We start from the raw sequence: 224 nt of genomic DNA on the forward strand, positions 1-224 counted from the left end.
ATGGTCCGATGTCGACCAGGGTTTCCGCTTCGTTGAACAAGCAGCCTTGAGCGGGGAACTTCTCACTTTGCGGCAGGTACTTTTTGGCCTGGGCTAGCCAGAACTGCTCCCACATTGCAGCAATGCGAGCTTCGTATTGTTGGCTGATATTTTGAACCAGGCTGTCGATGTAGGTCTGGATTTCCGGGGTGATGCCCGAGGGCTTTTCAAGTTCCTTTTGCATA

Annotated in this window: 1 protein-coding gene; it reads right to left on the reverse strand. The window is 52.2% G+C overall.

What is annotated here, in order from left to right:
- Nucleotides 1-224 (reverse strand): hypothetical protein (locus BZJ21_RS16535; RefSeq protein WP_158075562.1); only part of this gene is annotated, 224 nt, incomplete at both ends.

It is taken from the genome of Salinivibrio costicola subsp. alcaliphilus (genome assembly GCF_001996185.1).
Lineage (GTDB): Bacteria > Pseudomonadota > Gammaproteobacteria > Enterobacterales > Vibrionaceae > Salinivibrio > Salinivibrio costicola.